Annotated in this window: 16 protein-coding genes; 12 read left to right on the top strand and 4 right to left on the bottom strand. The window is 64.1% G+C overall.

Going from position 1 to position 19,255, the window contains the following annotated elements:
* Window positions 1-38 precede the first annotated feature (38 nt).
* Both C6W91_RS06015 and C6W91_RS06020 read right to left on the bottom strand, forming a co-directional pair.
* Window positions 39-668: a glutathione S-transferase family protein gene (locus tag C6W91_RS06015; RefSeq protein WP_370570557.1), complete on the bottom strand. Its 630-nt coding sequence runs from the start codon at window positions 666-668 to the stop codon at window positions 39-41.
* A 75-nt stretch (window positions 669-743) separates the two neighbouring features.
* On the bottom strand, window positions 744-1,238 hold the full coding sequence (locus tag C6W91_RS06020; RefSeq protein WP_274829518.1) for a class I SAM-dependent methyltransferase: 495 nt from the start codon (window positions 1,236-1,238) through the stop codon (window positions 744-746).
* Between the two features lie 275 nt (window positions 1,239-1,513).
* On the opposite strand from C6W91_RS06020, the gene C6W91_RS06025 reads away from it, so the two are divergent.
* From C6W91_RS06025 to C6W91_RS06045, 5 genes are read left to right on the top strand one after another with little or no spacing between them, the layout of a single operon-like run.
* Window positions 1,514-3,286: an ABC transporter ATP-binding protein gene (locus C6W91_RS06025; RefSeq protein WP_274829517.1), complete on the top strand. Its 1,773-nt coding sequence runs from the start codon at window positions 1,514-1,516 to the stop codon at window positions 3,284-3,286.
* On the top strand, window positions 3,279-5,231 hold the full coding sequence (locus tag C6W91_RS06030; protein WP_370570558.1) for an ABC transporter substrate-binding protein: 1,953 nt from the start codon (window positions 3,279-3,281) through the stop codon (window positions 5,229-5,231). Before C6W91_RS06025 ends, C6W91_RS06030 begins: the two co-directional genes overlap by 8 nt.
* The gene (locus C6W91_RS06035; RefSeq protein WP_274831563.1) at window positions 5,231-6,259 is read left to right on the top strand and encodes an ABC transporter permease; all 1,029 of its coding nucleotides are present in this window, start codon (window positions 5,231-5,233) and stop codon (window positions 6,257-6,259) included. The genes C6W91_RS06030 and C6W91_RS06035 overlap by 1 nt, the downstream gene beginning before the upstream one ends.
* Window positions 6,256-7,413, top strand: a complete 1,158-nt coding sequence (locus C6W91_RS06040; RefSeq protein ID WP_065272293.1) for an ABC transporter permease — start codon at window positions 6,256-6,258, stop codon at window positions 7,411-7,413. The genes C6W91_RS06035 and C6W91_RS06040 overlap by 4 nt, the downstream gene beginning before the upstream one ends.
* Entirely contained in the window at window positions 7,410-8,756 is a 1,347-nt protein-coding gene (locus C6W91_RS06045; protein WP_370570559.1) for a CoA transferase, read from the top strand. The genes C6W91_RS06040 and C6W91_RS06045 overlap by 4 nt, the downstream gene beginning before the upstream one ends.
* A 164-nt stretch (window positions 8,757-8,920) precedes the next feature.
* Here the strand turns inward: C6W91_RS06045 and C6W91_RS06050 are convergent, their stop codons facing one another.
* Entirely contained in the window at window positions 8,921-11,293 is a 2,373-nt protein-coding gene (locus C6W91_RS06050) for a mechanosensitive ion channel family protein (RefSeq protein ID WP_370570560.1), read from the bottom strand.
* A gap of 221 nt (window positions 11,294-11,514) precedes the next feature.
* On the opposite strand from C6W91_RS06050, the gene C6W91_RS06055 reads away from it, so the two are divergent.
* The 7 genes from C6W91_RS06055 to C6W91_RS06085 are packed head-to-tail and all read left to right on the top strand — an operon-like array spanning window position 11,515 to window position 18,028.
* Complete coding sequence (locus C6W91_RS06055; RefSeq protein ID WP_274831567.1) at window positions 11,515-12,741, top strand: glycosyltransferase family protein; 1,227 nt, start codon at window positions 11,515-11,517, stop codon at window positions 12,739-12,741.
* Window positions 12,738-13,982, top strand: coding sequence for a glycosyltransferase family 4 protein (locus C6W91_RS06060; RefSeq protein WP_274831568.1), 1,245 nt, complete (start codon window positions 12,738-12,740; stop codon window positions 13,980-13,982). Before C6W91_RS06055 ends, C6W91_RS06060 begins: the two co-directional genes overlap by 4 nt.
* Window positions 13,979-15,067, top strand: coding sequence for a glycosyltransferase family 4 protein (locus C6W91_RS06065; protein ID WP_274831569.1), 1,089 nt, complete (start codon window positions 13,979-13,981; stop codon window positions 15,065-15,067). The genes C6W91_RS06060 and C6W91_RS06065 overlap by 4 nt, the downstream gene beginning before the upstream one ends.
* On the top strand, window positions 15,064-15,651 hold the full coding sequence (locus C6W91_RS06070) for a histidine phosphatase family protein (protein WP_370570561.1): 588 nt from the start codon (window positions 15,064-15,066) through the stop codon (window positions 15,649-15,651). Before C6W91_RS06065 ends, C6W91_RS06070 begins: the two co-directional genes overlap by 4 nt.
* A complete protein-coding gene (locus tag C6W91_RS06075) occupies window positions 15,648-16,784 on the top strand; it encodes a glycosyltransferase family protein (RefSeq protein ID WP_370570562.1) in 1,137 nt (378 codons plus the stop codon). The genes C6W91_RS06070 and C6W91_RS06075 overlap by 4 nt, the downstream gene beginning before the upstream one ends.
* Before the next feature lie 8 nt (window positions 16,785-16,792).
* Window positions 16,793-17,551: a polysaccharide deacetylase family protein gene (locus C6W91_RS06080; protein ID WP_370570582.1), complete on the top strand. Its 759-nt coding sequence runs from the start codon at window positions 16,793-16,795 to the stop codon at window positions 17,549-17,551.
* A complete protein-coding gene (locus C6W91_RS06085; protein ID WP_370570563.1) occupies window positions 17,552-18,028 on the top strand; it encodes a class I SAM-dependent methyltransferase in 477 nt (158 codons plus the stop codon). It abuts the gene before it with no gap.
* Between the two features lie 84 nt (window positions 18,029-18,112).
* Here C6W91_RS06085 and C6W91_RS06090 read toward each other — a convergent pair whose 3' ends face one another.
* Complete coding sequence (locus tag C6W91_RS06090; protein WP_370570564.1) at window positions 18,113-19,255, bottom strand: alpha-D-ribose 1-methylphosphonate 5-triphosphate diphosphatase; 1,143 nt, start codon at window positions 19,253-19,255, stop codon at window positions 18,113-18,115.

The raw sequence follows: 19,255 nt of genomic DNA on the forward strand, positions 1-19,255 counted from the left end.
CCATCGCTGCGCGAGACCTCCTCCTCTGCCCTCCCGGCCTACAACTGCGAACTTGGACGCTCCCGAATGGCCTCTTGCCAGGCCAGCGTGGCCGTGTTGGCTTCGGGCACGCGCATCTTGATCACGCGAGCAAAGTCGACAAAGACGAAGGCCGAAATATCCGCCAGCGTGAAATGATCAGTGGCAAGGAAGGGGCTGTCCTGCAGACGCTCTTCCAAGAGATCAAAGAACCGCGCAGTCCGCGCCTGTCCGCGTTCGGCCAGCTCAGGGATCTGGGCATAGTGATCAGGGCCCGGAATAGCGCGGTTTTCAAACGCCGGGTGGGTGTTGCGCAGCGCCTCGGCCACGGGGGCGCCGCCCTGCTGTTCCACGATGGCATTCCACATCAGCACCAGCCCTTTTTCATCGGCGGTGCGTCCCATCAACGGCGGTTCCGGATGCGCCGCCTCCAGATAGGCGGCGATGCCAAGGTTCTCGGTCAGGACAGTGCCCGTATCGGTGACCAGTACCGGGATCGTCGCGCGTGGGTTCACCGAAAGAAAGGCCGCGTCCAGCTGCTCTCCCTTGGCGATGGAGATGTCATGGGTTTCGGGGCTCAGCCCCTTCTCCGCAAGAAACATCCGCGCCCGACGCGGGTTCGGCGCGGTGGAGCAATCGTAGAAAATCATGGCAGCCTCCCTCTGTTACCGCCAGCCTAGGGGCAGGGCAGCACGTGAGGCCAGCATGACGGAGCGTCGCGCGGATCAGGCGTCGCGGCGGTAGATGAAGCAGCGCCCCTCGACGGCGTCCGGCGGCAGGGGCATTTCGCGCAAGCTGTCAAAATACATCCGGTCCGAGGACACCATCATGCCGCCCACCGCCAGCAGCGGTTCGATGAGCGGCGACACCAGCCGGGCAAAGGCATCGTTCTTGGCGCGGTTGTGACCGCCCAGATCCGCGTGGATCAGACTGGCGGTCGCACCGAACCGTTCCACGGCTGCCGGTAGCGTTTCACGCACATCGCCAAGGATCGTCAGTTCCTCGGGCGGGGTGCTGTCAGGATGCGAGGCAACAGCGCGTTCGAAGACATAGATATCCCGGCCGGTGATATTGTGCTTCATGTGGTGGTAGGTGCGCCCGTTCCCAAGCCCCAGCTCAAAGACCGGGCCGCTCATACCAGCGGTTTCGGCAATGGCGTAATCCAGACAGGCACGCTGGGACACCATGCGATCGATAAAAAGGTCCAGACGGGTGATCATGTTACGGTCTCCTTGCACGCCATGGCCGCGCGGCGGCCAATCCCGTGCAGATGTGTCAGACTTTTACGCAAATGTGTAGCGAATAGCGAAAACGGCCCGAGCGCCTTCACAATTGCGTAAAGACCCCACCGGCGCGTCATATTTCCCGCATCTGGGGCTGCTATCTGCGAATGGGGTTTGACTAGTGCCCGTAGGCCGCGCGATGGTGGGGGAAAAAACAGGGAAACGGGAAGATCATGAAGAGACATCACCGGACCTCAGACGGGTTGAACTGAATGGCGCCGCTGTTGTCAGTCGAGGGCCTCAGCATCGGCTTTGGCCGGGATGAAGCTGTCGTGCGCGATGTTAGTTTTGACGTTGCCCCCGGCGGCACCCTGGCGCTGGTCGGGGAAAGTGGTTCCGGCAAGACGATCACCTGCCGCGCCGTGCTGCGCATTCTGCCACGTGCCGCCCAGATCCGTTCTGGCCGCATCACCCTCCACGGCGGCGACGCGCCGCTGGAGCTGAGCCGCCTTGGCGAACGGCGCATGCGGGATGTGCGCGGCAACCGGATCGCGATGATCTTTCAGGAGCCGATGCGCTCTTTGTCGCCGTTGCACCGGATCGGCAACCAGGTCTCCGAAGTTTTATGGCTGCACGAAGGCAAAAGCGAAGCCGCCGCCCGCAAGGAAGTTCTGGAGTGTTTCGAACGGGTCGGTTTTCCCGAGCCGCAACGCACCTATGACTCGTACCCCTTTGAATTGTCCGGGGGCATGCGCCAGCGGGCGATGATCGCCATGGCGATGGTGGCAAAACCCGATCTTCTGATCGCGGATGAGCCGACCACGGCGCTGGACGTGACAACGCAGGCACAGGTTCTGGGCCTGATGAAGGAATTGCAGCGCGACACCGGCATGGCGATGATCCTTGTGACCCACGATCTGGGCGTCGTTGCCAATATGGCCGAAGAGGTCGTGGTCATGCACAAGGGCCGGGTGATGGAAGCTGGTCCTGCTGCACCGATCCTTTCGGCACCCGCGCATGCCTACACCCGGGCGCTGATCAACGCCGCGCCCAAGATCCCCGCCGCCACGCAGGCTGTGCCGCCAGAGCCCAAGGAAGATCTGATCCTTGAGCTGAAATCGGTGTCCAAGACCTACACCCTGCGCGCCGGAAAGGGCTGGGCTGCCCCCACTCTTATACACGCCTGTCGCGGCGTCGATCTGAAACTGCCACGCGGCAAGACGCTGGCCATCGTCGGCGAAAGCGGCTCTGGCAAGACCACCGCCGCCCGCATCGCGCTTGGCGCCGAACCGCCGGATCCCGGCGGCGAGGTTCTGTTCCGCCCCGATCCGGATGGCGAGATCGTCAAGGTTCACCAGATGGACCGCGCCGCCCGCACCGCGTTTCAGCGCGAGGCGCAGATGGTGTTTCAGGATCCCTATTCCTCGCTCAGCCCGCGCATGCGCATCGCGGACACCATGACCGAGCCGCTGGAGATCCACGGTATCGGCACCTCCGCCGACCGCCGCGACAAGGCAGCAAAGATGCTGAAGACCGTCGGCCTTGGCCCCGAGATGCTGCAACGCTATCCGCATGCCTTTTCCGGCGGCCAGCGCCAGCGCCTGTCGATTGCCCGTGCGCTGATGCTCGACCCCTCGCTGATCGTCTGCGACGAGCCGACCTCGGCTCTGGATGTGTCGGTGCAGGAACAGATCCTACGGCTCTTGGAAAACATTCAGGAACAGCAGGGGCTGTCCTATCTCTTTATCAGCCACGATCTGGCGGTGGTGGCGCGGATCGCCGATGAGGTCGCGGTGATGCGGCGCGGGCTGATCGTCGAGCAGGCTCCACCGCAGACGCTGTTCCACAACCCGCAGCACCCCTACACCAAGGCGCTGATCGCAGCGCAGCCGGAACCCGATATCGGGCGCCCGATCAATCTGGATCTGGTTTCGCAAGGCGCCGGCGCGCCGGACAGCTGGCCCGAACATTTCAGATTCACAGGAGCCGAGGCCCCGCCTCTGGTCATCCTGGAACCCGGACATAAGGTACGTTGCCATGTTTAACGCCCCGAAACCCGCGACAAAACGAACCGCCCTGAAACCCGTGCTGGCCATCGCGCTGGCCGCACTTCTGGCACCGCTCGCCGCGCTGGCAGGCACGCTGCCCACCCCGCAGGAAAGCGCCTTCTGGGATCAGGAGGTCGCCTCTGGCAACCTGCCCAAGGCGGCAGAGCGCCTGCCGGATACGCCGCTTGTGGTCAATCTGGAGGCAAAGGGCCGCGCCTTTGGCGTGCAGGGCGGTGCGCTTAACACCATGGTGACCCGGTCAAAAGACATCCGCCAGATGGTGGTCTATGGCTACGCGCGGCTGGTCGGCTATGACGCGGATTACAAACTGCAATCGGATATCCTGCTGGGCTATGAGGAAGAGGACAACAAGCGCTTTACCTTGCATCTGCGCCCCGGGCACCGCTGGTCGGACGGGTCTCCCTTCACCTCGGCGGATTTCGAATACTGGTGGAAGGACATTGCCAACAATCCGCTACTGAGCCCGGCCGGGCCGCCGGAATTTCTGCGCGCCGAGGGAGAGCTGCCCGAGGTCACATTCCCAGATGAGACCACCGTCGTCTTTGAGTGGCAGAACCCGAACCCCAGCTTTTTGCACCATCTGGCGCAGGCGCGCCCGCCCTTCATCTACCGGCCCTCGGCCTATCTGAAGCAGTTCCACGCCGATTACGCCGACCCGGCCAAACTGGCCGAGGAAGTGGATTACGCCCGCGTCAAAAGCTGGGCGGCGCTGCACAACAAATACGACAACATGTACAAGTTCGACAATCACGAGCTGCCCACCCTGCAGCCGTGGATGAACGCGACGGCGGGCAAGAAGATCCGCCACTTGTTCGTGCGCAACCCCTATTACCACCGGATCGACGCCAAGGGCGTACAGCTTCCCTATATCGACACGGTGGAGATGGAGATCGTCTCGGGCGGGCTGGTGGCTGCCAAAGCCAACGCCGGAGAGGCAGACCTTCAGGCGCGTGGTCTGGGTTTTCGCGACATTCCGATCCTGCGCAAGGGCGAAGCCGACGGCGGCAACTACAGGACCTTCCTCTGGGGCACTGGCACCGCCTCGCAGATCGCGATCTATCCGAACCTCAACGTAAACGATCCGATCTGGCGCAAACTGCTGCGCGATGTCCGGGTGCGCCGCGCCCTGTCGGTCGCCATCAACCGCGCCGCCATCAACAAATCGCTCTATTTCAAACTGGCCAAGCCCGGCGCCATGACCGTGCTGGAAAAAAGCCCCTTCTTCGATCCCGCCCTGCGCGAAGCCTGGGCGCAGTTCGATCCCGATCTGGCCAATCAGCTGCTGGATGAGGCCGGGCTGACCGAAAAGGATGGCTATGGCATCCGCCAACTGCCCGACGGGCGTCCGATGGAGCTGATCGTGGAAACCGCCGGAGAGCGGCAGGAAGTCGAAAACGCCCTGCAGATCATCACCGATGATTGGCGCGACGTGGGGGTCAAGCTGGTGATGCGTCCGCTCGATCGCGACATCCTGCGCAACCGGGTGTTCTCAGGCACCACTGCGGCCTCGGTCTGGTACGGCTGGGACAACGGCCTGCCGCAGCCCTATACCTCGCCCGCCTATCTGGCGCCAACCGATCAGGTCTTTCTGGCCTGGCCGAAATGGGGGCAATATTACCAGACCGGCGGAGAGGTCGGCGAAGCGCCCGATATGGAACCCGCCCAGCGCCTGATGGAGCTGGCACATGACTGGCGGATCGCCACCACTGAAGCGGAACGGATCGCCGCCTGGAAAGAAATGCTGAAAATCCATTCCGAGCAGGTCTACGGCATTGGCCTTGTGGCCGAGGCGCCGCAGCCCGTGGTGGTATCAAACCGCCTGCGCAACGTGCCAGAACGCGGCATCTGGGCCTGGGACCCCGGCGCTCATTTTGGAGTCCACCGCATGGATGAGTTCTTCTTCGAGGATGGTCAGGGCTGATGGAAATCCTGCGCTACGCCATATACCGCTTCGGCACCATGCTGCTGACGCTTTGGGTGGTGTCGGTGCTGATCTTCGTGATCATCAACCTGCCACCCGGCGATTACCTGTCCAACCAGATCGCCGAGCTGCGTGCCAGCGGTCAGACCGCAGGCGTGGCCAAGGCAGAGTTCCTGCGCACGGAATACGCCCTCGACAAGCCCATGTGGCAGCAGTATTTCATCTGGGCGGGCTTCATGCCAGGCCCGCACGGCTTCTCAGGCCTCATTCAGGGCAATTTCGGCTGGTCCTTCGAATTCGACCGCCCGGTGGCCGAAATCGTCGGTGACAGCCTGTGGCTGACGGTTCTCGTCAATCTCGCAGCGGTTCTTTTTGTTTATATGGTGGCCCTGCCGCTGGGAGTTCTGGCGGCGGCGCGCTCGCGCACCTGGGTGGATTACACTTCGGCCTTTGTCGGTTACCTCGGTCTGGCGACGCCGAACTTCCTCCTGGCGCTGATCCTGTTCTACTACGGCCATCGCTGGTTCGACCTGCCCATCGGCGGGCTGATGGACCCCATCTACGAGGGTGAGCCGATGAGCTGGGACAAGGTGAAATCGATCCTCATCCACCTGATCGTCCCGACTTTCGTCATCGGCACCTCGGGCGCCTCGGCGATGATGCAGCGGTTGCGCGCCAATATGCTGGACGAGCTGGGCAAACCCTATGTGGAAACCGCGATTGCCAAGGGCATGTCGCCTTCGCGGATGCTGGCGAAGTACCCGCTGCGGGTGGCCTTCAATCCCTTTGTCGCTGACATCGGCAACCTGCTGCCCTCGATGGTGTCGGGATCGGTTCTGGTCTCGGTGGTGCTGGGGCTGCAAACCATCGGGCCGGATCTGCTGCAAGCGCTGAAATCGCAAGACATGTTCCTGTCGGCCTTCATCCTGATGTTCGTCGCCCTTCTGACCCTGATCGGCACGATGATTTCGGACGTGCTGCTGGTCCTTCTGGATCCGCGCATCCGCTATGAGGGGCGTGACGCATGAGCAAGCTGCCCGACGGTCGTTATGTCGACGATGCCCCCTATGACGCCGAACAGTCCCTGCGCGAGCTGGAGCGCAAGGATCTGGATGCTCCGAACTGGGTGCTGATCTGGCGCAAGTTCAAGACGCACCGGTTGGGCCTGATCTCCGGCGCCTTCCTGCTGTTCTGCTATCTGATGCTGCCCTTTGTCGGCTTTGTCGCGCCCTATGGCCCGAACGAACGTCACAGCGAGCATCTCTATGCGCCGCCGCAGGAGATCAATCTCTTCCACGAGGGCGAGTTCCTCGGCCCCTTCATCTACCCGATGACCTCGGAGGCGAACCTGGAAACCTTCCAGTGGGAGTTCAAACCGGATCTGGACAACCCGCTGCGGCTGAAATTTTTCTGCGAAGGCAGCTCCTACGATATCGCCGGGCTGATCCCGGCCGACACCCATCTGGTCTGCGCGCCCGGCGCCGATGTGCCGCTGTTCCTTTGGGGTTCGGACCGGCTGGGCCGCGATGTCTTCAGCCGCATCCTTTATGGCGCGCAGCTGTCGCTGACCGTCGGTCTGATCGGGATCACGGTCTCCTTCGTTCTAGGCATCTTTTTCGGCTCTATTGCGGGCTATTTCGGTGGCCGGATCGACTGGGTGATCAACCGGGTGATCGAGATCCTGCGCAGCCTGCCGGAGCTGCCTCTGTGGCTTGCGCTCTCAGCAGCCGTGCCCTCGAACTGGTCTCCGGTGGCGGTCTTCTTCATCATCTCGGTGATCCTTGGCATATTGGACTGGCCCGGCCTTGCGCGCTCGGTGCGGGCCAAGTTCCTGTCCTTGCGCGAAGAGGAATACGTGCGCGCCGCCGAAATGATGGGCGCCACATCGGGCCGGGTGATCCGCAAGCATCTCTTGCCGAATTTCATGAGCCACCTCATCGCCTCGGCAACCCTGTCGATCCCGGCGATGATCCTGGGCGAAACCGCGCTTTCCTTTCTGGGCCTGGGCCTGCGCGCGCCCGCGGTCAGCTGGGGCGTGATGCTCAATGATGCGCAGAACCTCGCCAATATCGAGATCTACTGGTGGACCGCCATTCCCATGCTACCCATCGTGGTGGTAGTGCTGGCCTTCAACTTCCTTGGTGACGGCTTGCGCGACAGTCTGGACCCCTATCAACAATGACCCTGCTTGCCGCCCTTCCCGATCCCGCAAGCTATGCCATCACCGGCAGCGGGCACAGGCCCAGTGCCTTTGCGGTGACTGGGCTGGCCACTGCCTCTGTTGCTGCCGTCGGCGTGGAACTGGCCCGCTACATGAAGGTGGCAGGTCTTGCGCCCCGCGCGCCCGAAGTCACCGTGGATCAGCGTTTGGCGGCGCTGTGGTTCGGCTATAGTTTTCGCCCCGCAGGCTGGGAGATGCCATCGCTTTGGGATCCGATTGCCGGGGACTATCCCTGCGCCGATGGCTGGATCCGCCTGCACACCAACCTGCCCCATCACCGCGCCGCCGCGCTTCAGGTGCTCGGCTGCGAAGGCACGCCCGAGGCGGTGCGCACGGCCGTCAGCAAATGGGACGGCGACCTGCTGGAGCGCGAGATCGTCGCTGCTGGAGGCGTGTCGGCCACCATGCGCAGCCGCGAGCTGTGGCTGTCGCACCCGCAGGGGCAGGCAGTCGGCTCGGAACCGTTGGTACAATGGACCGCCCCCCGCGACGTCTCTCCGCGTGCGCGTCCTGAAGCCAGCGAGGCACGGCCGCTGGCCGGACTGAAGGTGCTGGATCTGACCCGGGTCCTGGCCGGGCCGATTGCCACCCGGACGCTGGCTGGATTTGGCGCCGAGGTGCTGCGGATCGACCCGCCCGGCTGGGATGAGCCGGGGGTGATACCGGATATTTCGCTGGGCAAGCGCATGGCCATGCTCGATCTGCGCAAGGACCCGGACCGGCGCCGTTTCGAGACGCTGTTGGCCAAATCCGATGTGCTGGTGCACGGCTACCGCCCCGGCGCCCTTGCAGGTCTTGGCTATGATCAGGCAACCCGCGACCGGATCGCCCCAAACCGGATTGAGGCAACGCTCAACGCCTATGGCTGGACCGGCCCCTGGGTGCGCCGCCGCGGCTTTGACAGTCTGGTACAGATGAGCGCGGGCATCGCCGATGCAGGCCGGATCTGGGCAGGCGCAGAGAAACCGACCCCGCTGCCGGTGCAAGCACTGGATCACGCCACCGGCTATCTTCTGGCTGCGGCGGTGATTTCCGCCCTCAGCCGGGCCACCGAGACCGGTAAGACCCCGCAGGCACGGCTGTCCCTGGCCCGCACCGCCGAGCTGCTTGCCAGCCTGCGCCCATCGCAGGGTGGCCCCTCCATCACCCAGGCCGAGGCGCAGGATTATGCACCTTCCCGCGAACATTCCGGATGGGGACCGGGTCTGCGCCTCAAACCGCCGCTTGCGCTGGGAGAGACCGGCATGCGCTGGGACCTACCCGCAGACAAATGCGGCTCTTCCGAGCCGGTCTGGACCAGCTGACCCTTAGCCATCTGGCATCTCCCTCAAGAACGGCAGACCGCCCGCGCCGTGCCCCTGCACGGCGCCCGGCCCACCCCCAGGCGGAGCGCAGAGGCGCTCAGGCGCGGGGGCGGGAGCGCCCCGTTCTCACGCACCGCGAATTTCAGAATTTATGCAGCACAGACCTATCGGTCGTCGCCGCCCCTGCCCTCATCGGCGTCCAGAAGATCGGCATCAATCGCCGCCTGCACGGCCCCCGCCGCCGCCTCCTTTTGCTGCGGGGTCAGGTTCTCGTTCTGATCCTCCGCAAGGCGCACCGTGACCTCGCGATGAGCGAACTTGATGCCTTCACGTGCGAACAGCTGGCGGATTTCCTCGTAGACCTTCTTGCGCACCAGCCACTGATCGCCCGGTTTGGTCATGAATTTCACCCGGATGATCATCGCCGAATCCTGCATCTCGATGACGCCCTGGGATTTCAGCGGCTGGATGAAATTGTCGCCAATGACCGGATCGTCCAACAGCTCCTGCCCCAGTTTCTTGATCAGCTTGCGGACCTTTTCCACATCGGTGTCATAGGTCACCCGCAAGGGCAGCTTCATCATCACCCAGTCGCGGGAATAGTTGGTCAGCACCCGGATTTCGCCAAAGGGAATGGTGTGCAGCGCGCCCAGATGGTGGCGCAACTGGAAGGACCGGACCGAGATCTTCTCGACCGTGCCTTTCACGTCGCCGATGTCGATATACTCACCCTTGCGAAAGGCATCATCGACCAGAAAGAAGGCGCCGGAAAAGATATCCCGCACCAGCGTCTGTGAGCCAAAGCCCACCGCCAGACCGACAACACCTGCACCGGCGAACAGCGGACTGACGTTGATCCCCAGTTGCATCAGCAGGATCAGAGCAATCGACACCACGACCACCGCCAGAATGGCGCCCCGGAACAGCGGCAGCAGCGTGGCAAGCCGACTGGCCCCGCCTGCGCCGCCTTCATCGCCCAGCTCGCTCTCGGGCATATCGCCGACTTCCTCGTCGATCTTGCTGTCGATCCAGATCCGCGAGACGCTGTAGATGATATAGCCGAGGAACAGGATCACCACGATGTCGAAGATCCGGTCAATGGCCGAATTGTCAGTCCAGTCAAGATCCGGGTTCCACACGTAGATCAGCGCCAGCGCCCCGCCGACAAAGGCCAGAACCCCGGCAACCCTGCGCGCCAGATCCTCATAGGTGGCAATCGGGTGGCGCTTTCGCATCGAAGCGGCGGCCGCCTCATCTGCTTCTACAGCCTCCCCGTCAGGGCCATCGGCGTCTTGCGCATCGCTGTCCTCTGGCTGAACCATTTGCGCGGGAAGACGCCGCCTGTCGGCATAGACTTCGATCCCGTAGTTGATGATCCCATAGACCACCAGGATCGAGGTCAGCACCATATAGGTGCCCGCCATCAGCGGGATCGACATCTCCCGCTCCAGCACCAGATCAAAGGCCAGCTGAAGCCAGCCAAAGACGATATAGGCCACGACCGCGGGCGCCCAGGCCACCGACAGCAGCCGCACCAGCCAGGAGCATTCCTCAGCATCGCGACCCGCGCGGATGGCGCGGCTGATGGCTCCGGCGTTAAAGGCGACAAGTGCCAGATTGCCGACAATCCCCAAAAGCGCCAACCCGCCATAGACGATGGCATAGACGTTGTAAGTCAGCCCGAAATCGCCGACCCAGGCGGCAAAGACGAGGGTCGAAATATCATAGGTCGCCAGCACCGAAGCCCAGATATAAAGCCGTTTGGCATCCCGGTCGGAAAACGCCGGTATCCGATATTGGCTAAGGTAGGGCGACAGCACCATGCGCCACAGGTCCGATATGGTCCGGGACAGGAAAAAGGCGGTATAGATCGCCAGCACCGTCAGCCGCACCGACGAATTGCCTGAGGAACCCAGCACAAGATAGGATCCCAGCAGAGCGATCCCCATCGAAAAGATCGTTCCCCCGACGCCCAGCAGGAAGCGAAAGAACAAAAACGGCATTTTCTCGCGATAGCCTTCGGGCTTTTCCTTGGTGCGCTGCACCACGTGGTGCAGCGCAAACCTCTTGCCGTAGAGCTCAACGGTGACCCAGCGCCCCAGAAACAGGAACAGGAGGCTCCAGAACAGGATTTCCGCATAGGTGGCGATCCGGCCATCGGGGCTGGTCTGGCGCAGGATGTATTTCATCTCAAAGATGGAATAGGGCAGCGCCTCCAAACGACTGCGCAATTCGGCCCGGAAGATATCCATCTCCGACTGGGCTTTCATCAGCATCGATGCACCTTCCATCTTGGCATCGTGTTCGCTGATGGCCTGTTCCGCAGCCCCGTCCTGCGCGCGGGCGCCGCCGCTGTCGACGATGATCACATCAACGCCGCTTTCGGCAGCCAGCTCGATGGCCCGGGCGATCGGATCCTCGCCGTTGTCAGCCGCCGTCTGCGCATGTCCTGTGCCCGCAGTCCCGATGGCCAGTGCACACAGAAGAAACAGGGCAAACAACCCCGGGAGAAGCCGCCGGACGGGAATGAAGTTCATGGTCTGAAATCCTCAGGACAGTTCAAACCAGACTAGCCAGCGCCCCCAGTCGGCGCAATTGCCCTACTGCAACAACAGCGGAACGATTTTGGCACATCGCGGTGACGCGCGGGGCTTTAGCTGCCATTTGTTGCGCAATCGGGACCGCAAAGGCCGATCGCCCTTGATTTCGGCGCCTGCCTATTGCACCACCCTGATAATACACCTGTTCAGGCGACCCTATGAAAGATCAGACAAGCTCCACCGCCGACAGGGAAAACGGCGCCCGCAGCCCCCGAGTCATGCTCTACAGTCATGACACCTTCGGGCTGGGCCACCTGCGCAGATCGCGGGCGCTTGCCGGGGCGATTACCGCCGCCGATCCTTCTGCTTCGGCGCTGATCCTGACCGGTTCACCGGTTGCCGGGCGGTTTGCCTTTCCCAGCCGGGTCGATCACATGCGCCTGCCCGGGGTGATCAAACGCTCCGACGGCAGCTATGCTTCGCGCACCATGGGGATGAGCATCGAGGAAACCACCGAGATGCGCGCCGGGCTGATCCGCTCCATGGCGCAGCAATACGATCCCGACGTGCTGATCGTCGACAAGGAGCCAACCGGTTTCCGCGGTGAGCTGATGCCCGCGCTGGAATGCCTGCGCAGCCGCGGCCATTGCAAGCTGGTGCTGGGCCTGCGCGATGTTCTGGACGAACCCGAGGTGCTGGCTGCCGAATGGGAGCGCAAGAACGCGGTTCCAGTGACCGAACAGTTTTACGACGAAATCTGGGTCTATGGCCTCAGCTCGGTCTATGACCCCACGCAGGGGCTGGATCTATCTCCCGAAACCCGTTCCCGCATGCACTGGACCGGCTACCTGCGCCGCGATCTGGGCCAGATCGGTGAGCCGCCCGAACAGCCCTATATCCTGATCACCCCCGGCGGTGGTGGCGACGGGGCGATGATGGTGGATCTGGTGCTATCGGCCTATGAACGGGACCCAAACCTCAGCCCGCGTGCCGTGCTGGTCTATGGCCCCTTCCTGTCCGGTGAAACCCGCGAGGCGTTTGAGGCCCGCGTTGCCGCGCTGGATGGCCGCGTCACCAGCGTTGGTTTCGAAAGCCGGATCGAAACGCTGTTTGCAGGCGCCTGCGGCGTGGTCTGCATGGGCGGCTACAACACCTTCTGCGAGGTCTTGTCCTTTGACAAACCTGCGGTGATCGTGCCCCGTACCACGCCCCGTCTGGAACAGTGGATCCGCGCCAGCCGCGCCGAGGAACTGGGCCTTGTTTCCATGCTGGACGAAGACCGCGATGGCTGGACCCCCGAGGCGATGATCCGCGCGATAGACGCGTTGAAGGATCAAAACCCCCCCTCTGCCGCTTTTGGCGAAGGGTTCCTCGACGGGCTCGATTATGTCACCCACCGGGTGAGCGCCCTGCTGCAGGACGCGCCGCGAAAGGCAACCGAATGACCACAAACCGGCCACCGCTTGCGGTGCTGGTCAAGGGCTGGCCGCGCCTGTCCGAGACCTTTATCGCGCAGGAGCTTGTCGCGTTGGAGGCCGCGGGCCACAGTTTCGAGATCTGGTCCCTGCGCCATCCCACCGATGTCAAACGCCACCCGCTGCACGACCGTTTGGAGGCGCAGGTCAATTACCTGCCCGAATACCTCTATCAGGAGCCGGAGCGCGTCTGGCGCGCCCGCGAGACGGCGCAAAAGCTGCCGGGCTACGCCGAGGCCCGGCGGATCTGGCGCGCCGACCTGCGCCGCGACCCCAGCCGCAACCGCATCCGCCGCTTTGGCCAGGCCTGCGTGCTGGCCGCCGAAATGCCGGACGCGGTTCTGGGGCTTTATGCCCATTTCCTGCACACGCCGTCCTCGGTGGCGCGCTATGCGGCGATCATGCGTGGCCTGCCGTGGAGCTTTTCCGCCCATGCCAAGGACATCTGGACCTCGCCCGACTGGGAGATCCGCGAAAAACTGTCCAGCGCCGATCACGGCGCTACCTTCGGCGCCACCTGCACTGCCTTTGGCGCCCAGCACCTGCGCGATATGTCGGACGATCCGGCGCGCATCGACCTGATCTATCACGGGCTGGACCTCAGCCGGTTTCCCGCCCCGCCCGACCGCATCTGGCGCAAGGCCAGCGATCCACTGCACCTGATGTCCGTTGGTCGGCTGGTGGAAAAGAAGGGCTTTGACCGGCTGATCGACGCGCTGGCGCTGCTGCCCAAGGATCTGGACTGGCACTGGACCCATATCGGCGGTGGCGGCCTTGGCGATCTGTTGCAGGGCATGGCCGAGGATGCGGGCGTTGCTGATCGCATCACCTGGCGCGGTGCCTGCGACCAGCCCGAGGTGATCGAGGCGATGCGCCAGAGCGATATCTTCGTCCTGCCCAGTCGCGTTGCCGCAGATGGCGACCGCGACGGGCTGCCGAACGTGCTGATGGAAGCCGCCTCGCAGCGGCTGCCGATCCTGTCCACACCGGTCTCTGCCATCCCCGAATTCATCGACAGCGGCACCCATGGTCTGCTCAGCGATGATGCCCCCGCAGCGCTGGCGGCTGCCATCTGCAAGATGGCCGAGGATCCAGAGAAGACCGCCGCCATGGCCGAAGCCGCGCTCCAGCGCCTGCGCCGTGACTTTGGCATGGATCCGGGCATTGCCCGCCTTTCCGAACGGCTCAACGCCATGCTGAATGGCGCATGACCAGCGGCAGCGGCAAACACATCGCCTTTTATGCGCCGATGAAATCGCCGCGCAGCCCGGTGCCCTCGGGCGACCGGGAAGTGGCCCGCAACCTGATGGATGTGATTGCGACAGGCGGCGCCCGCGTCGATCTGGTCAGCGAGCTGCGCATCTATGACAAGACAGGCGATGCGGAATGGCAGAACGACCTGCAAGAGGCCGCCCGGCAAGAGGTTCGTCGCCTGCTGGACGAGATGCAGCCCGTGGATCTCTGGGTGACCTACCACAACTACTACAAGGCGCCGGACCTGATCGGGCCTGCCGTGGCCCGCGCCCGTTCCATTCCCTATGTGCAGATCGAAAGCACCCGCGCCACCAGTCGCCTGACGGGCCCCTGGGCCGGGTTCGCCAAGGCCGCCCATGACGCGGCCGATGCGGCCGATACCATCTTCTATTTCACTGCCAACGACCTGATCACTCTGGAGCGCGAGCGCTTTGGCAGCCAGGCGCTGGTGCACCTGCCGCCCTTCCTGCCGCAAGGCGCGCTGCCGGAGCCATCGAGGCTGGACGGTCCCATGCTCAGCGTTGGTATGATGCGCGCCGGGGACAAGCTGTCCTCGTATCGTATCATTGCGGAAACGCTCACCTGTCTGATGGGCGACTGGCAGCTTGAGATCGCAGGCGATGGCCCCGCCCGGGCCGAGGTCGAGGCGATGATGGCGCCCTTTGGCGACCGTGTGCAGTTTCTGGGACAGCTGGATCGCGACGGCCTGACGGCCGCCTATGGGCGCGCCAGCCTGTTCTTCTGGCCTGGCGTCAACGAGGCTTTCGGCATGGCCTATCTTGAGGCACAGGCCCACGGCCTGCCCGTGGTGGCGCAGGATCGTCCCGGCATGCGCGACGTGCTCACCCCTGCCGCATACCCGGCACCGGAAGAGGGGCCAGAGGCGCTGGCAGAGCAGATCAACGCCCTGCTGACCGATTCCGATCTGCGCGCCCGCCGCAGCGCCGAGGCGCGCCAGATGGTCGCCACAACCCACCTTGCCCCCGCCGCAAGCGCCCGTTTCTGGGCCGCTGTGGCCCCGCTGATGGAGGCCCGCCCATGATCCGTCTTGCCCTTTTGCGCCATGGACATACCGACTGGAACCGCGCGGGCCGCATTCAGGGCCGCAGCGATATTGCGCTGGATGATACTGCCCGCAGCGAGCTGGCCGCGCAGGCGCTGCCCGCGCCCTGGGATGCGGCGGATCTGTGGTCCAGCCCGCTGCTGCGCGCCGCCGAAACCGCGAAACTGGTGGCCGGGCGCGATCCCCAAACGGCGCCCGAGCTGATTGAAATGGACTGGGGCGACTGGGAAGGGCTGCGCGGGATCGACCTCAAGGCCGACCCGAAAAGCGGCTTTCGCGATATCGAGCACTGGGGCTGGGACTACCGCCCCCCCGGCGGCGAGTCCCCGGCCGAGGTCTGGGAACGTATCGCGCCCTGGCTGCAACGCCTCACCCGGGACACGGTCGCGGTCTGCCATATCGGGATCATGCGGATGATCCTGGCGCGCGCTTATGGCTGGGACTTCGACGGTCCGGCGCCCTTCCGGATCAAACGCAACCGCCTCTTCGTGGTGGAGATCGACGGCGACGCCCTGCGCCCGCAGCCGGATCCCATCCGCCTGATCCCGAAAGAGCCCCAATGAGGGTCCTGATCGCAGTCACCCATCTACTGGGCACCGGCCATCTGTCACGGGCGCTGACGCTGGGCCGGGCCTTTGCGGCGGCAGGCCATCAGGTCCGCGTGGCCTCGGGTGGATTTCCGGCGCCGCAGCTGAGCCTTGCGGGGCTGGACCTGGTGCAACTGCCGCCGCTGCGCTCGGACGGGGTGGATTTCACCCGACTTCTGACAGCCGAGGGCACCGTGGCGGATGACGCCTATCACGACGCCCGGCAACGCACTTTGTGCGATGCCCTGCGCGAGATGCAGCCCGATGTGCTGATCACAGAGCTTTTCCCCTTTGGCCGCCGCAGCCTGAAGGGAGAGTTTCTGTCACTGCTGAAGGCCGCCCACGCCCTGCCGCACCGGCCCGTAGTGCTGGCCTCGATCCGCGATATCCTGGCCCCGCCCTCCAAGCCCAAAAAGGCGGTAGAGGCAGACGTGGTGATCGCGGAGTTCTACGATGCAGTGCTGGTGCATTCCGATCCCGCCGCCACCCGGCTGGATATCAGCTGGCCGGTCTCGGAGATGCTGGCGGGCAAGCTGCGCTATACCGGTTACGTGGCGCCTCCAGCCGCCCTGCCGCACCCTGAACAGGCAGGCGCGGGTGAGGTGCTGGTCAGCGCCGGCGGCGGCAGCGTTGGCGATGCCCTATATGACACCGCGCTGGAGGCCGCGCAGCAGACGCCCGATATCACGTGGCGGCTACTGGTCGGCGGCAGCGACGCAGCAGAACGGATCGCGCGGTTCACTGCCAAAAGCTCCCCCGCCCTGATCGAAGCCGCCCGCCCCGATTTCCGTCAAATGCTGTGCCACGCCGCCGCCTCGGTCAGCATGTGCGGCTACAACACCGCGCTGGACCTGCTGCAGGCGGGTACCCCCGCCGTTCTTGTGCCCTTTGATGCGGGCAAGGAAGTGGAACAATCCCTGCGTGCCGAGAGCCTGGCGCCGCTAAGCGGTATCGCGGTGCTGAAGACCGCCGATCTGACGCCAAGCGCGCTGGTACAGGCGGTGAAAGGCGTGATGGCCGAGGCGCCGCGCGCCACCGACCGCTTCCGGTTTGACGGCGCCGCCAGAACGGTAGAGATTGCTGCCGAACTGGCAGGAGACCGTCGATGACCCCGGCAATCACCCCGGATTGGAGCGCGCTGGATCAGGAGCTTGAGGCCTGGCAGCAGGCCGGATTGCAGCTCCCCCTGTGGTGGCGCGATGATGACGCCACCGAGATCACGCCGCAACTACAGCAGCTGACCGAAACCGCGCGGCGGCTGGGTCTGCCGGTGCATCTGGCGATCATCCCACGGGACGCCCAGCCGGAACTGGCCGCGCATCTGCAGAACACGACTGATCTGATCCCCGTGGTGCATGGCTGGGCTCATAAAAGCCACGCCCCGGAGGGCGAAAAAAAGGCCGAGTTCGGCGCCCACCGTCCGGTGCAAGATATGCTGGGCGAGGCCGAAGCCGGGTTGGAGCGACTGAAGAGCTTTTTCGGATCCAGCCTGCGCCCGATGTTTGTACCGCCCTGGAACCGTATCGCGCCCGAGATCCTGCCCTGGATGGCGGGCCTTGGCTATTGCGCCCTGTCGACCTTTACCCCGCGCTCCCGGACCAAGGCCGCGCCGGGACTTGTACAGATCAACACGCATCTGGACCCGATCGACTGGAAGGGCAGCCGGTCATTGCTGCCCGAGGCGCAGCTGATCGCGCAGGTCGCATCGCAGCTGAAAGACCGCCGCCAGGGCCGCGCCGACACCCGCGAACCCTATGGCATCCTGACCCACCATCTGGTGCATGACGACCGAATCTGGGGGTTTACCGAAACACTGATTGCACGTCTTCTGGCCGGGCCCGCCGTGGCCTGGACCTATGACGAAAGGATTTCCTGAATGAGCCGACTGGATTCGATGCTGCGCCGCCTGACCGCGCAACGGGACGGGCTGAACTGGGCCGCTGAGCAGATCACGGATGTTCCCGGCGACGCGCTGGACATGGGGTTGGGCAACGGACGCACCTATGACCACCTGCGCGAGATCCTGCCGGATCGCCGCATCTGGGTGATCGACCGGGTGCTGCAATGCCACCCTTCCTGCGTGCCGCCCGAACAGGATTTCCTTCAGGGCGAGGCAGAGCCGATGATGCAACGTCTTGCCGCTGAGGGGCACAAGATCGTACTGGCGCATTATGATTTTGGCTTTGGCGTCAAGGAAAAGGACGTCGCCGAGGCCGCCGCCATGTCGCCGGTGATCGCCTCCGTCATGGCGCCGGGCGGTATCATCGTCTCGGGCCAGCCCTTGGTGGGTTTTGAGGAGCTGGACGGCCCGGAAGGCATCCCCAAAGGCCGCTACATGTTCTACCGCGCCTGACGCGCCGCCCAACGGCGTTCACCGAAACGAAAGGCCCCGATGCGCTTTGCGCCGGGGCCTTTATGCATGAAACTGAGTTGTTTTTCAGGCCACCCGGAGGCCACGGGAATAGACCCCCTGCAGGGCAGGCACACCGGCGCGCATGGCGAAACGGATCAGATCCGCGCGCTTGCCGACCTCCAGACGTCCACGATCCTTTAGGCCCACCGCCTTGGCCGGGGCGCTGGTGACGGTGGCAAGCCCCCGCGCCATATCGCCCCAGATTTCCCCGAGCCGCGCCGCCGCCAGCAGGAGTGCCGCCGGTACATAGTCGGAGGAGACGATATCGAGAAGGTCCAGCTCAGCCAGTTCCTGCGCCGCCACATTGCCCGAATGCGATCCACCCCGGATCAGGTTCGGGGCCCCCATCATCACCTGGATATCATGGGCATGGCAGGCACGCGCGGCCTCCACCGTGGTGGGGAATTCGGCCAGGCGGATGCCGTGACCGGCCGAGACGACGACCTGTTCCTCGGTGGTGTCGTCATGGCTGGCCAGCACCGCGCCAAACCGCTGCGCGGCCTTCACGGCCTCGACCTCGTGCAGATCGCCATAGGTCTCGCGCATGGTCTTGAGGTTGGCGATATGCTGCAGGAAGGCATCATCATCGAACCCGTGCTTGCCCTTCACATAGGCCTCCAGTTTCGAGATATCGCGAAACTGCCGCTGTCCCGGCGTGTGGTCCATCAGGGAAACCAGCCCGACGCGATCCTCATCGCCGAACTCATTGAGCTCCTCCACCAGTGTTTCCGAGCAGACCTCGGCCCGCAGGTGCAGGAAATGGCTGATCTTGAGCGCATCCTTGGCGCGCAGCTCCAAGAGTTCAGAGGCAAGGCTGCGGGCGTATTGACCGTATCGCGCCTCGGTCGCCTTGATCGAACCGACGCGCATCGCATCGAACACCGTGGTGATGCCGGTCCCCGCAAGTTCCGCATCATGGGCGATGATCGCAGCGGCATGGGGCCAGTCCACCTTGGGGCGGGGCTGGATATGGCGCTCCAGATTGTCGGTGTGCAGCTCGATCAGGCCGGGGCTGACGAAATCGCCGCCGCAATCCACCGCACCGCTGGGCACGCCCGCACCCTCGGCCATATCCGCGATCTCTCCGTCCTTGATCCTGAGGCTGCCGGTGCGGGTTTCGCCGGGCAGAACAAGGGTGGCATTGGCAAGGATCATCTCTTGTGTCAT

The organism is Phaeobacter sp. SYSU ZJ3003 (assembly GCF_041300735.1).
Classification (GTDB): Bacteria; Pseudomonadota; Alphaproteobacteria; order Rhodobacterales; family Rhodobacteraceae; genus Phycobacter; species Phycobacter gallaeciensis_A.

Coding starts and splice junctions, on each gene's coding strand:
- C6W91_RS06070 (WP_370570561.1), top strand. CDS start 15,064: ATGATCCGTCTTGCCCTTTTGCGCCATGGACATACCGACTGGAACCGC.
- C6W91_RS06090 (WP_370570564.1), bottom strand. CDS start 19,255: ATGACACAAGAGATGATCCTTGCCAATGCCACCCTTGTTCTGCCCGGC.
- C6W91_RS06050 (WP_370570560.1), bottom strand. CDS start 11,293: ATGAACTTCATTCCCGTCCGGCGGCTTCTCCCGGGGTTGTTTGCCCTG.
- C6W91_RS06055 (WP_274831567.1), top strand. CDS start 11,515: ATGAAAGATCAGACAAGCTCCACCGCCGACAGGGAAAACGGCGCCCGC.
- C6W91_RS06085 (WP_370570563.1), top strand. CDS start 17,552: ATGAGCCGACTGGATTCGATGCTGCGCCGCCTGACCGCGCAACGGGAC.
- C6W91_RS06075 (WP_370570562.1), top strand. CDS start 15,648: ATGAGGGTCCTGATCGCAGTCACCCATCTACTGGGCACCGGCCATCTG.
- C6W91_RS06015 (WP_370570557.1), bottom strand. CDS start 668: ATGATTTTCTACGATTGCTCCACCGCGCCGAACCCGCGTCGGGCGCGG.
- C6W91_RS06025 (WP_274829517.1), top strand. CDS start 1,514: ATGGCGCCGCTGTTGTCAGTCGAGGGCCTCAGCATCGGCTTTGGCCGG.
- C6W91_RS06020 (WP_274829518.1), bottom strand. CDS start 1,238: ATGATCACCCGTCTGGACCTTTTTATCGATCGCATGGTGTCCCAGCGT.
- C6W91_RS06035 (WP_274831563.1), top strand. CDS start 5,231: ATGGAAATCCTGCGCTACGCCATATACCGCTTCGGCACCATGCTGCTG.
- C6W91_RS06065 (WP_274831569.1), top strand. CDS start 13,979: ATGACCAGCGGCAGCGGCAAACACATCGCCTTTTATGCGCCGATGAAA.
- C6W91_RS06030 (WP_370570558.1), top strand. CDS start 3,279: ATGTTTAACGCCCCGAAACCCGCGACAAAACGAACCGCCCTGAAACCC.
- C6W91_RS06040 (WP_065272293.1), top strand. CDS start 6,256: ATGAGCAAGCTGCCCGACGGTCGTTATGTCGACGATGCCCCCTATGAC.
- C6W91_RS06045 (WP_370570559.1), top strand. CDS start 7,410: ATGACCCTGCTTGCCGCCCTTCCCGATCCCGCAAGCTATGCCATCACC.
- C6W91_RS06060 (WP_274831568.1), top strand. CDS start 12,738: ATGACCACAAACCGGCCACCGCTTGCGGTGCTGGTCAAGGGCTGGCCG.